The organism is Bacillus sp. MYb56, assembly GCF_002976445.1.
Classification (GTDB): domain Bacteria; phylum Bacillota; class Bacilli; order Bacillales; family Bacillaceae_G; genus Bacillus_A; species Bacillus_A mycoides.
On the sequence record NZ_PCOH01000013.1, the window covers coordinates 105215 to 118399 of the forward strand.

The 13185-nt window shown below is 37.8% G+C and carries 12 protein-coding genes and 1 other annotated feature; of the genes, 3 read left to right on the forward strand and 9 right to left on the reverse strand.

Going from position 1 to position 13185, the window contains the following annotated elements; all coding sequences use genetic code 11:
• Positions 1–55: 55 nt before the first annotated feature.
• Positions 56–2698, reverse strand: a complete 2643-nt coding sequence (gene alaS / locus CQ058_RS17020; RefSeq protein WP_002190740.1) for an alanine--tRNA ligase — start codon at positions 2696–2698, stop codon at positions 56–58.
• 41 nt (positions 2699–2739) lie between these two features.
• Positions 2740–2958: a binding site (T-box leader), on the reverse strand.
• Positions 2959–3195: 237 nt separating this feature from the next.
• Here alaS and CQ058_RS17025 point away from each other — a divergent pair.
• Positions 3196–3540, forward strand: coding sequence for a PH domain-containing protein (locus CQ058_RS17025; RefSeq protein ID WP_002190741.1), 345 nt, complete (start codon positions 3196–3198; stop codon positions 3538–3540).
• Positions 3541–3578: 38 nt separating this feature from the next.
• Here the strand turns inward: CQ058_RS17025 and CQ058_RS17030 are convergent, their stop codons facing one another.
• Positions 3579–4646, reverse strand: coding sequence for an AI-2E family transporter (locus tag CQ058_RS17030; protein WP_002192481.1), 1068 nt, complete (start codon positions 4644–4646; stop codon positions 3579–3581).
• A gap of 177 nt (positions 4647–4823) precedes the next feature.
• Between CQ058_RS17030 and CQ058_RS17035 the strand changes: the two genes are divergently transcribed.
• A complete protein-coding gene (locus tag CQ058_RS17035) occupies positions 4824–5036 on the forward strand; it encodes a hypothetical protein (RefSeq protein ID WP_002015285.1) in 213 nt (70 codons plus the stop codon).
• Positions 5037–5072: 36 nt separating this feature from the next.
• On the opposite strand, the gene CQ058_RS17040 is transcribed toward CQ058_RS17035, so the two are convergent.
• The 7 genes from CQ058_RS17040 to cymR all read right to left on the reverse strand — a co-directional run bounded on the left by CQ058_RS17040 (position 5073) and on the right by cymR (position 11479).
• Positions 5073–5201: a YrzQ family protein gene (locus CQ058_RS17040; protein WP_002015286.1), complete on the reverse strand. Its 129-nt coding sequence runs from the start codon at positions 5199–5201 to the stop codon at positions 5073–5075.
• A gap of 18 nt (positions 5202–5219) precedes the next feature.
• Positions 5220–5408, reverse strand: a complete 189-nt coding sequence (locus CQ058_RS17045; protein WP_002015288.1) for a hypothetical protein — start codon at positions 5406–5408, stop codon at positions 5220–5222.
• Between the two features lie 127 nt (positions 5409–5535).
• Complete coding sequence (recD2, locus tag CQ058_RS17050) at positions 5536–7872, reverse strand: SF1B family DNA helicase RecD2 (protein WP_002190744.1); 2337 nt, start codon at positions 7870–7872, stop codon at positions 5536–5538.
• A 107-nt stretch (positions 7873–7979) separates the two neighbouring features.
• Positions 7980–8639: a tetratricopeptide repeat protein gene (locus tag CQ058_RS17055; RefSeq protein WP_002088750.1), complete on the reverse strand. Its 660-nt coding sequence runs from the start codon at positions 8637–8639 to the stop codon at positions 7980–7982.
• 110 nt (positions 8640–8749) lie between these two features.
• On the reverse strand, positions 8750–9865 hold the full coding sequence (mnmA, locus tag CQ058_RS17060) for a tRNA 2-thiouridine(34) synthase MnmA (RefSeq protein ID WP_002088752.1): 1116 nt from the start codon (positions 9863–9865) through the stop codon (positions 8750–8752).
• 16 nt (positions 9866–9881) lie between these two features.
• Positions 9882–11027, reverse strand: coding sequence for a cysteine desulfurase family protein (locus CQ058_RS17065; protein ID WP_002129219.1), 1146 nt, complete (start codon positions 11025–11027; stop codon positions 9882–9884).
• Positions 11028–11062: 35 nt separating this feature from the next.
• Complete coding sequence (gene cymR / locus CQ058_RS17070) at positions 11063–11479, reverse strand: cysteine metabolism transcriptional regulator CymR (protein WP_000704117.1); 417 nt, start codon at positions 11477–11479, stop codon at positions 11063–11065.
• Between the two features lie 394 nt (positions 11480–11873).
• Here cymR and CQ058_RS17075 point away from each other — a divergent pair, with 394 nt between their 5' ends.
• Complete coding sequence (locus tag CQ058_RS17075; RefSeq protein WP_105589888.1) at positions 11874–13160, forward strand: replication-associated recombination protein A; 1287 nt, start codon at positions 11874–11876, stop codon at positions 13158–13160.
• The last annotated feature ends 25 nt before the right edge of the window (positions 13161–13185 follow it).

The window sequence follows — 13185 nt, forward strand, 5'->3', positions numbered from 1 at the left end:
GTAAGTATAGGGAGAAGAACTTCTCCTCTCCCTACCATTGTACACTACTATCTCTTTATTTTGAAACAGATTTAACGTACTCTTGTACAAACGCTAAAGCTTCCTCTACTTGCGCTGGGTTTTTACCGCCTGCTTGTGCCATATCAGGACGGCCACCACCGCCGCCTCCACAACGAGAAGCTACTTCTTTCACAAGTTTACCCGCATGGTAACCTTGACTAATTAAATCTTTCGTTACGCCAGCTAAAATGTTTACCTTATCGTCATTTACAGACGCTAATACAACAACTGCAGACTCTAATTTATTTTTAAGGTCATCCATCATTGTACGTAAGTTGTTCATATCTGCAACATTTACTTTCGCCGCTAATACGTTCACGCCATCAACTGTCATTACTGAATCAGTTAAGTTTCCAGCTTCGATATTGCTTAATTTCGCAGCAAGAGATTCGTTTTCTTTTTGAAGTTGTTTTACTTCAGTAAATAAACCATCAACTCTTGTTAAAATATCTTTTGGATTTGTTTTCATTTTTCCTGCTGCTTCTTTTAATAAACCTACTTGATCGTTCATTAATTCGTATGCAGACTTACCAGTTACCGCCTCAATACGACGAGTTCCTGCACCGATACCAGACTCAGCAACGATTTTGAAAATACCAATAGAAGCTGTGTTATCAACGTGACAACCACCGCAAAGCTCTAAGCTGTAATCGCCTACTTGCACAACGCGTACAACATCGCCGTATTTTTCACCGAATAATGCCATTGCGCCCATTTCTTTCGCTTCTTCGATTGCTTTTTGAGAAATCGCAACATCAATACTTTCCCAAATTTTTTCGTTTACGATACGCTCAATTTTTTCTAATTCATCAGCTTGTACTTGACCGAAGTGAGAGAAGTCAAAACGTAAACGTTCAGATGTTACAAGAGAACCAGCTTGGTTAACATGCGTTCCAAGTATATCTTTTAATGCTTGATGTAGTAAGTGAGTTGCTGTATGGTTTTTCACAACGCTACTACGGTTCTTTGTATCAATAACAGCTTTTACAGCCGCATCTTTCGTTAATGTACCTTCTTCCACAACTACTTTGTGTAAGTTTTGACCATTCGGTGCTTTTTGTACGTCTTTTACAACAACTTTCACGCCGTCAGCAAGAAGGTAACCACGGTCTGCAATTTGCCCACCGCTCTCAGCGTAGAATGGCGTTACATCAAGCATTAATTGTCCTTCTTCACCTGCTTGTAAGCTATCTGTATACTCACCATTTTTCACAAGGGCAACAACGTTACTTTCTGTTGCAACTGTACCGTAACCAACGAATTCGCTCGCTACTTTAACTTCACCAAGTACACCGCCTTGAACTTGCATAGAATCAACGTCTTGACGAGCAGCACGTGCACGCTCACGTTGTTTCTCCATTTCATTTTCAAAGCCCGCTTGATCAACTGTCATACCAGCTTCTTCTGCATATTCTTCTGTTAATTCAATTGGGAAACCGTACGTGTCGTATAGGCGGAACGCATCTACGCCAGAAATAACAGTTGTTTTTTCTTCTTTCGCTTTTGCAATTACTTCAGCTAAAATTGATTCACCATCATGAAGTGTTTCATGGAAACGCTCTTCTTCATTCTTCACAACTTTTGCGATGAAATCTTTCTTTTCAAGTACTTCTGGATAGAAGTCTTTCATTACTTCTCCAACAACCGGTACTAATTCAAACATGAACGGACGGTTGATGTTTAATTTCTTAGAATAACGAACAGCACGGCGTAATAAACGACGTAATACATAACCACGGCCTTCGTTAGATGGAAGAGCACCGTCACCAACAGCGAATGTTACTGTACGGATATGGTCAGCAATTACTTTAAACGCCATATCTTTTTCTAAATCGCCATTACGATATTTCTCACCAGAAATTGATTCTGTTGCACCAATCATCGGCATGAATAGGTCTGTATCAAAGTTCGTAGGTACATCTTGAACGATAGATGTCATACGCTCTAGACCCATTCCTGTATCGATGTTTTTCTTAGGAAGTGGCGTATATGAACCGTCTGGATTATGGTTAAATTGAGAGAATACAAGGTTCCATACTTCTAAGTAACGCTCGTTTTCTCCGCCCGGATATAATTCTGGGTCACTAAAGTCATTACCGTAAGATTCACCGCGGTCATAGAAAATTTCTGTATTCGGTCCACTTGGTCCTTCACCGATATCCCAGAAGTTTTCTTCTAAACGGATGATGCGTTCTTTTGGAACACCCATTTTCTCATTCCAAATTGTGAATGCTTCTTCATCTTCCGGATGAATTGTAACAAATAGTAATTCTTTATCGAATCCGATCCATTTGTCGCTCGTTAGAAATTCCCAAGCCCAAGTAATTGCTTCTTCTTTGAAGTAATCACCGATTGAGAAGTTCCCTAACATTTCAAAGAATGTATGGTGACGAGCCGTTTTCCCAACGTTTTCAATATCGTTTGTACGAATTGATTTTTGTGCATTTGTAATACGTGGATTTTGTGGGATTACACGACCATCAAAATATTTCTTTAATGTCGCTACACCACTATTAATCCATAACAGAGATGGATCTTCATGAGGAACTAGTGATGCACTTGGTTCTACTGCATGTCCTTTTTCTTGGAAAAAGTCTAAAAACATTTGACGAATTTGTGCGCCTGTTAGTTGTTTCATTGTATTTTCCTCCTTAAATATAAAAAACTCCCGCCCCTAATAAAAGGGACGAGAGTTAACTCGCGATACCACCCTAATTATGAATTGATTATTATAACAATCAATTCATCACCTCATGGTGCCGTAACGTGGCAAGACGGCAGTGGTTAGCTGCTCTCAGGATTAGCTTTCTGTTACCCTTCATTTAAAGCTTCTTTCAGCCATTGGAAGCTTCTCTCTATAAATGGACTGTAACGTACTTGTTCCGTCATTGATTTAATGTATTATATGACTAAATATAATAGAATTCTCTTAAGTTTGTCAATGTAGATAATCATTTATATTGTATCAATTGCTTATTAATCATAGTTATTCTACTATTCATTCTTAACAGCCTTTAAATATATTATGCATTTATTACTAAATAGGAATCTCCTCTCAAAAAATACTTTATACAAATTTCTAAACATTACATTATTTGTTATAATTAAATTATTAACAATAAAGGAGCGATTACAATGACAACCTTATTGAATCAAGCTAAAGAAATGTTAACAACTGATGAAAAAATCCTTTTTTATGCAGCATGCTCATTAAATATATTTATATATCGTTCCGTCGCAAGACCAGGACTGTTAATTTTAACGAACAAACGGCTCTTCTTTTATGGACCAGATGTAAGTAAGAACCCAATATTTGAAGAGTACTCTTTTGCAAACATTTCTAATCTAAAAGAGCAAAAGCGTCTTTTCAGCAATCAAATTATATTTATGTACGATAATGAATGGAAAAAAATAAAACATATTCAAACAAATGATGTAAGCTCTCTCGTTCAACAAATACACGAGCAACTCTCTAAATAATGATAGCCCTCTACTTTTATAAGTAGAGGGCTATCATATTACACATCTTCTTTTTTCCAAAGAGGCCTCACATGAACGACCACTGTCCGAATGACCGCTAAAATAGGAACCGATATTAGTAATCCTACAATCCCCGCAACTTCTCCCCCTACTAGTAATGCAAACATAATGATCACAGGATGCATACGAAGCGACTTACCAACGATGTAAGGCGATAAAATGTTACTTTCCAAAAATTGCAAAATAGCAATTGTAATCCCCGCCTTAATGAGTAAACTCGTTGATACCGTTGCCGCAATCATCAACGTCGGAATCGCCCCTAAAATAGGACCAAAGTACGGGATTATATCCGTTACCCCAATAATAATGCCGAGCAGCAATGGATATTTCATACCGATAAACCAAAAAGAAAGAACAGATACTCCCCCTAATACTAAGCAAACAAATAACTGTCCTCGAATATAACTTCCGAGTGACTTATCAATTTCTTTCGCAAGCATTTGACCCGTACTACGCCACTTACTCGGAACTAGTTTCCAAAAAATATGATAAAACTCACCGTAATCTTTTAATATGTAAAATACAATGAACGGAATTAAGAAAATAATGAGCAATGAATCCAATACACCACGTGCTGTGCTCATAACTTTATTTAAAAGCGTTTGTATCTTCATTTCTACACCAACGAAAATTTGCTTTACCTTTTCATGAATAAATGATGGGAAATTCGCTGTTTGTTCTGTAACTCCATCCATCCAAGAATCGTACATTTTTGTAAACTGCGGAAATTGTTCATTAATTTCTTGTAACTGTTTAATAACAACTGGCGTTCCTTTATAAATTCCATAGCCAATTCCGCCAAAGAAAAGAATATAAATGAGCAAAATAGCAAGTGTGCGTGGCATTCCTTCCTTATGGATTTTTTCAATTAAAGGGTGTAATAAATAAGCAATAAAACAAGCAATAAGGAACGGTGTGATCGCCACTTTAAATACAAAAATAATCGGTGCCCATAGTGGCTTAATTTTTAAAAAGACGAGCAAACAAAGAAAAACGAGTAACAATAATCCTAAACGATATATCCAAATGATTTTAAGATTCTTCACACGAAAAACCTCCTCCACCTTTATTTTGAAAATAAATAGGTTAGGTTATGTGCAAAAGTTTTAAAATCTTTTTATACAGACCATACTGTTTTTTAAAGACGTACATATATTTAACATAATAAGGACAACCACCCCTTGAAAATACAAAATGTCAAAATATAATCAGGAGGGCTCATAATGATCTTATTTATGCTTGCATTATCCGCACTTTTTATGCTTCTTGAATGGATTTGTATCGGGTTTGGTATTTGGAAAGGCTTCTTTATTCGTTCCTCACGAAAGGAAAGAGCTAAGCACTTATGGCATTATGGAATGCTTGGCGTTGGATGCTACGGTTTATCTTATCTCTTCTCTGAAATCGGACTTTTATATTTGCATACAAGCGCATAAAAAAACTCCCTTATCATAAAGGGAGTTTTTTACGCCTTATAAATAGGACTTAATCATCTTACGTGCTTTTTTCACATTGCGTTTTGAGAATACATCTTGTTTGCGAGCATATTGATACGCTGCAGCTCCAACACCTAATGCGATTAATGAATTGCGTAGATTCAAAGTAAATCCCCCTTTTCGTTATCCGATCGTTCTTTCATTATCATCAAATAAATCATCAAGAGAGCTTAATGAACCATCTTCCTCTACTTGATGTGTATGGATTTTCCCCTTTGAAACCGATAATTCGATATAACAATTCCAGCAATAAAATTGGTTGACACCTATTTTTCCGATGTCTTTCCCTTTGCAATTTGGACAACTGAACATATGGCTTTCATCTCCTTACAGTCTCCCAGATTCTATTCGCCATTATGTCCAAACTGCATTCATTTATACATTGCTAGAACCTTTCAACGTTATACGTTTGAAAGGTTCACTATATAATTTCACCTTGTTACATGAAATCATACGGTGAAATGTTTTCCACGTCCATTTCTTCACCATTAACTGTCACCATCTGCACTTCTCCTTGTGATTCTTGCAATCGGCCAGCTAAAGTCGTTTGACGCATTGCATCATCAAGGCGATTTACACCGGATTGAAACGCTGCTTCCTCCCCGCAAATAATAAGGAATTTCTTACTCCTTGTAATACCCGTGTAAATTAAATTACGACGTAACATACGGTAGTAGCTCTTTACAATTGGCATAATAACTATTGGGAATTCACTACCTTGCGATTTATGAATCGAGCAGCAATAGGCATGCGTAATTTGATTTAAATCCGGCTTTGTATATGTTACTTCAATTCCATCAAATGAAACGATAATCATATCTTGTTGCTCGACATTTTCTTTCGCATAAAATACTGAAACAATTTCTCCAATATCACCATTAAACACTTGGCTTTCCGGCTGATTGACTAATTGAAGTACTTTATCACCTCTCCGGTATACAACGTCACCGTAGGCAATTTCTTTACTCTTTTCTTTTTTCGGATTAAACACTTCTTGAAGAGCTTCATTTAACACATTAATACCTGCTGGTCCGCGGTACATTGGTGCCAATACTTGTACATCTCTTGCACTAAAGCCTTTTGTCTTAGCATTTTCACAAACCTTTTTAACAACCTCAACAATTTGAGCACCTGCACAGCTGATAAATGAACGATCTTTTTTATTTTGTGCTAAATCTGGCGGGAGCGTCCCGTCTTTTATCGCATGGGCAAGCTGAATAACAGACGAACCTTCTGCCTGACGATAAATTTCTGTGAGTTTTACCGTTGGAATGGCACCTGCATTTAATAAATCTTTCAACACTTGTCCAGGTCCTACCGATGGTAATTGGTCTTCATCACCTACAACGATTACTTGGATGTTCGTCGGCAAGGATTTAAACAATTGATTTGCAAGCCAAATATCTACCATCGAAAACTCATCAATAATAAGGAGCTTCCCTTGTATAGGGTCTGTTTCATTGCGCTGAAAAGATCCTTCTGGCGTCCATCCAAGCAGACGATGAATTGTGCAAGCTGGAAGTCCTGTCGATTCACTCATGCGCTTCGCCGCTCTTCCAGTTGGGGCCGTTAATAATATTGGAAATGGATTATCATCACTATATTCATTCGGATTTAATGATACTCCGTGAAGTGACGCATACATTTCAACAATTCCTTTAATAACTGTTGTTTTCCCCGTCCCTGGTCCACCTGTTAATAACATCATCGGCTTATGAAGTGCAGTTTGAACTGCTTCTTGCTGAAGCGGCGCATACTGTACCTTTAGCTGTTCTTCAATTTCTCCTAATGTTTTTAACACTTCTGCTTCAGGGAATGCAGGGGTTTCTTCTTGATTCATAAGACGACGAATTGACTTTACAACGCCTTTCTCAGAATAGAATAAAGAAGCTAAATACACTCGCTCTTCTTCTATAATGACTTTCCCTTCGCTTTGCATCATTTCAACGCAGCCTACAATATCTTCCTCAGTCACTCTGCCTTCTTGATTATTTAAAAGTGACATCGTTTCTCTTACAAGCTGACCTTTTTCCATATACACGTGACCGAGTTGTAATGAAATATTCTCTAACGTATAAAAACACCCTGCACGTACACGGTCGTCGTGATTGCCCGTTATTCCGATTGCACGCCCTATATCATCTGCTCTTCCAAATCCAATTCCGTCCACTTCTTCAATAAGTTTATACGGATTATTACGAATCACTTCTAATGTCATCTCTTTATATTGCTGATAAATTTTAATAGAAAGTTTTGTTCCAAAACCGTAACCATTTAAAAAACTCATCACTTTCTCGAGCCCTTGATGCTCAATAATCGTCTCATATATTTCCTGCGCTTTTTGCTTGTTTACAACACCACTTAACGCATCCGGATCATCCATAATTTTAGAAATCGCATGCTCACCAAGATGGTCCACGATTTTTTCGGCTGTACGCTTTCCAATCCCTTTAAATAAATCGCTCGCTAAATATTGCACCATACCTGCTTTTGTTTGTGGCAATTCTTTTTTAAACGTTTCAACTAAATATTGTTTTCCATACTTTGGGTGGTCTTTAAAATGACCTGTTAATGTAAACACTTCATCTTCATGCATACGGGGAAAATGACCGTTTATCATTACTTTTTTTTCGTCGTATGTTTCATTCGTTTCAATGACTTTCATACTGACAACGGAATAGAGGTTTTCTTCGTTGTGGAAAATGGTATGAAGAACTTGCGCTTTTATAAATTTTTTTTCTTCCTCAAACAAATCCATTGCATGTTGATTTCCCATATTTCCTCTCCTTTCCGAGTTCTTTTCACTTTAATGAGCAGTACATCCCCCACCTCTTTCACAATCTTTAGATGAGGGGTAACTGCGCATTAAACTATAATTTCACTTTATTCAGCTTCTTGCTCTAATAAACGAATACCATTACCAGCTAAAAAGTGGTCTGCTTGAATTTCAGTCGCTTTCTTAAATAAAGTAAGAGCTTTCTCGTTATTCTCCTCGAATACGTACGCAACACCTAAATTATAATACGCATCTGCATGCTCTTCATCCATTTCTAACACCTTTTCAAAATAAGGTTTTGCCTCTTGAATATGTTCTAGTCGTGCGAAGCAAAGTCCGCATTGGAAAACAGCTTCTACATCGCCTTCATCTAATTCCGTCGCTCTTTGTAAAAATGGAAGTGCAAGACGATCATTTCCAAGTTGCACATGTGTGATACCTAACATAAATGTTACGTCAGCTGATTGTAATCCCACTTGCATCGCTTGTTCAAATACAGCCTTCGCCTCTGCAAATTGCTCTTGACCGTAATATACGTTTCCTAAGCCATAATAAGCAGCCGCAGATTTACCATCTAATTCTAATGCACGTTTATAAAATAAAATTGCTCGCTCACTATCACCTAATACATCTAATAAATTCGCAAAGTTAATGTATCCAAGCGCATCTTTCGGATTTTCTTCGATTGCTTCTGTGAAATTTTCAGCTGCTTCTTCCCAGTTTCCTTCTTGCATATATTTAATACCTGTTTCAAGTTTGTTTGACATATCCTTCACCTCTACAACAAATTATAACAAAGAATGTATTTTCCAAGCGAACAAAAATTCGCTTTATGTAAAAGAAACCTCTAACCGCTAATCGGCAGAGGCTTCTCGTGTTATCCTAAATAATCTAATTTCTTACCACTATGATATACTTCATCAATTGTAGCGCCGCCTAAGCACTCATCTCCATCATAGAAAACAACTGCTTGGCCTGGCGTAATCGCACGAATTGGCTCATCACAAAGAATACGAACTGTATTTTCATCAACGATTTGAACCGTTACTTTATTGTCTGCTTGACGATAACGGAATTTCGCTGTACACGTAAATTCTTTTTCCTTCGCTTTATTACTTACCCAGCCTACATTCGTAGCAATAACTTCATCACCATATAGAAGTTCGTTATGGAATCCTTGATCAACATATAAAATGTTTTCTTTCAAGTTTTTCCCCACAGCAAACCACGGATCACCATTACCACCAATACCAAGGCCATGACGTTGTCCAATTGTATAATACATTAAACCATCATGTTTCCCTTTCACTTCACCAGATAATGTTTGCATCACACCTGGTTGCGCCGGTAAATAGTTACTTAAGAAATCTTTAAAGTTACGCTCACCGATGAAGCAAATACCAGTACTATCTTTCTTCGCCGCTGTCGCTAAACCAGCTTCTGTCGCCATTTCGCGAATTTGTGGTTTCTTTAATTCACCTAATGGGAACATTGTTTTTGATAGTTGCTCTTGGCTTAATTGATTTAAGAAATATGTTTGATCTTTATTGTCATCAACGCCGCGAAGCATTTTATATTCGCCGTCCATATAAGCAACGCGTGCATAATGACCTGTTGCTACATAATCAGCACCAAGTGCAATTGCATGCTCTAAAAATGCTTTAAATTTAATTTCTTTGTTACACATTACATCTGGGTTTGGTGTACGACCAGCTCGGTACTCATCTAAAAAGTACGTGAATACTTTATCCCAGTATTGTTTTTCAAAGTTTACTGCATAATACGGAATGCCGATTTGGTTACACACTTCAATTACATCATTGTAATCTTCTGTTGCTGTGCAGACACCATTTGCATCTGTATCATCCCAGTTTTTCATAAAAATTCCGATTACATCATAACCCTGCTCTTTTAATAAAAGAGCTGCTACAGATGAATCGACGCCACCGGACATCCCGATGACAACGCGTGTTTCTTGAGGTAGTTTGTTCATCATGTCACCTCCCATGCTAATTTTGTGTTAATCGCTTCACGATTTTCACTGTTTCGTACGCCGCTTTTTCAATTTGCTCTTTCGTATTTCCAAGTCCGAAACTAAAGCGTACGGATGAACGTATTTGATCGGAGTCTTTTCCGAACATCGCCACTAATACATGTGATGGATCAATCGAACCAGCTGTACAAGCAGAACCACTTGATACTGCAATACCAGCTAAGTCTAGGTTTACAAGAAACGGTTCAATATTCATTCCTGTAAAACTTATATTAAACACATGTGGTAAGCGATATTCCAAGTCTCCGTTTACCTCGAAATGAATGTCCTCATTTTTGAAGACAGATACCATTATATCTTTAAACTCTTCATATTGGGCATTTTTTTGCTCACGAGTTTTTTCAGCTAGCGAAACTGCATGTTGAAGTCCAACAATACTAGGTACATTTTCAGTACCAGCACGACGTTTTCTTTCTTGCTCTCCGCCTATTAATAACGGTTCAAATTTCACATTTGCACCAGCATATAGGAACCCTACACCTTTTGGGCCGTTAATTTTGTGAGCGGAAATCGATAATAAATCAATACCAAACTCTTTCACATCTATTTCTATTAAACCGTAAGCTTGTACAGCATCTGTGTGGAAATAAGCTTGATGCTCTTTTAACAGCTTACCTATTTCCACAATTGGTTGTATTGTCCCTACTTCATTATTCCCGAACATAATAGATACAAGAATCGTCTCTTCCGTTAGTGCCTTTTGTATGTCAGAAACTTGAACACGCCCTGTTTCATCAACAGGTAAATACGTCACTTCAAATCCTTCACGCTCTAACAATTCACACGTATGCAAAATCGCATGATGTTCAATTTGCGTTGTAATAACGTGGTTACCTTTATGACGATTCGCACGCGCTACACCTATAAGTGCTAAATTATCAGCTTCTGTACCACCGCTCGTGAATATAATTTCATTTGGACTCGCGTGAATGCTACGTGCACACACACGTCTCGCCTCATCTACCGCATGGCGCGTTTGACGCCCATAAAAGTGAATACTAGACGGGTTTCCAAATGTTTCTGTCATATATGGAATCATCTTTTCGACCACTTCTGGGTGAGTCGGAGATGTCGCAGCATGATCTAAGTAAATGCGTTCCATTAAATCTCCTTCTTTCCAAATCGTTTCACAAGGAATTAAATGTAAAACATATAGCCCCCGTGATTTTCTTCCTCATAACGTACTAAATCTTCTAAAGTTGTACTATCTAATACTTCTTGCACTGCATCACGAACACGCATCCATAATTGGCGTTGTGCTGGTTCTTCTTCTTCTATCATTTCTACAACACTAATTGGACCCTCTAGTACACGGATTACATCTCCAGCTGTAATGTTGACTGGCTGATCAGATAATACATATCCGCCATATGCACCACGCGTACTCTTTACAAGACGAGCGTTACGAAGTGGTGAAATTAATTGCTCTAAGTAATGCTCAGATAGGTCATGTGCCTGTGCAATTGATTTTAATGAAATTGGGCCTTCACCAAACTTTTTTGCAAGGTCGATCATAATTGTTAAGCCGTAGCGGCCTTTCGTTGAAATCTTCATCTATTTGCACCTCATTTCAAATTTTCACTTCTATTGGTTATATCTTATTTATCCCGCTATTTGCGGGCAGTAAAACTCCCACCTCAAAATTCGGCTGGAGCAAAGAAGTTAGGTGGGGGATGAACAAAACCCCCACTAATTAAAGTTTCACTTTATAAAAGAACACAATTTAAAATCCTATGAAATTATAGCATAATATAGTATTATAAGAAATTTCAACTTGTGTATCAAAATGATAACATAAAATCACATTGAAAAACTCGGAAATTATTACAATTGAAAGAAAAATAGGAATATTCATATTCATCCCCCCCACAAAACAGCATCCTATTTCAAATTTCATCAAAAAAAATGGTACGATAGAATGAGATTATACATTAAGGGAGAGGGTCAAATGAAACAACCACTCGCACATCGAATGCGCCCTACAAATATTCAAGAAATTATCGGACAACAGCATTTAGTTGGTGAAAGCAAGATTTTATGGCGTATGGTCCAAGCAAATCATTTTCAATCAATGATTTTATACGGTCCTCCAGGCACAGGAAAAACATCAATCGCTAGCGCAATTGCAGGAAGTACTGGAACCCTGTTTCGCCTCTTAAACGCTGTTACTCATAATAAAAAAGATATGGAAGTTGTCGTACAGGAAGCGAAGATGCATCGGCACCTCGTTTTAATTTTGGATGAAGTTCATAGGCTAGATAAAGCGAAGCAAGACTTTCTATTACCCCATTTAGAAAGCGGACTTCTTACTTTAATTGGTGCAACGACAAGCAATCCGTTCCATGCTATTAATTCTGCTATTCGAAGTCGTTGTCAAATCTTCGAATTACACGCATTAACAGAAGATGATATTTTAATTGGCTTAAAACGAGCGCTTGAAGATAAAGAAAAAGGGCTTGGGGAATATGATGTAACTGTTACGGATGAAGCATTACATCACTTTGCAAATGCGTCAGGCGGAGATATGCGCTCAGCTTATAATGCACTTGAACTAGCTGTTTTATCTAGCTTTACAACTGACGACAAAGCCGCGGAAATTACACTTGAAATCGCAGAAGAATGCTTACAGAAAAAGAGTTTCGTTCACGACAAAGGTGGCGATGCTCACTATGACGTTTTATCTGCTTTTCAAAAATCAGTACGCGGAAGTGATGTGAACGCCGCACTTCATTATTTAGCACGTCTTATTGAAGCTGGTGACTTACAAAGCATCGGTAGACGTCTGCTTATTATGGCATATGAAGATATCGGACTTGCTAGCCCACAAGCTGGACAACGTACACTTGCAGCGATTGAATCAGCTGAACGGGTCGGCTTCCCAGAGGCACGCATACCACTTGCAAATGCTGTTATTGAACTTTGTCTATCACCGAAATCAAACTCGGCCTATAAAGCACTCGATGCCGCACTACACGATTTACGTAATGGCCAAACAGGCGATATTCCAAGTCATTTAAAAGATAGTCATTATAAAGGAGCCGAATCGTTAGGAAGAGGCATCGGATACTTATATCCACACGATCACCCAAACGGTTGGGTACAACAACAATACTTACCTGATAAAATTAAAAACAAGCAATATTATAAACCGAAAACGACAGGAAAATTTGAACAAGTACTTTCTACTGTTTATGAAAGATTACAAAGTTCGCATAAAACGAAGAATAAAGGGTAATATAAGCGAAAACGTCACCATTACG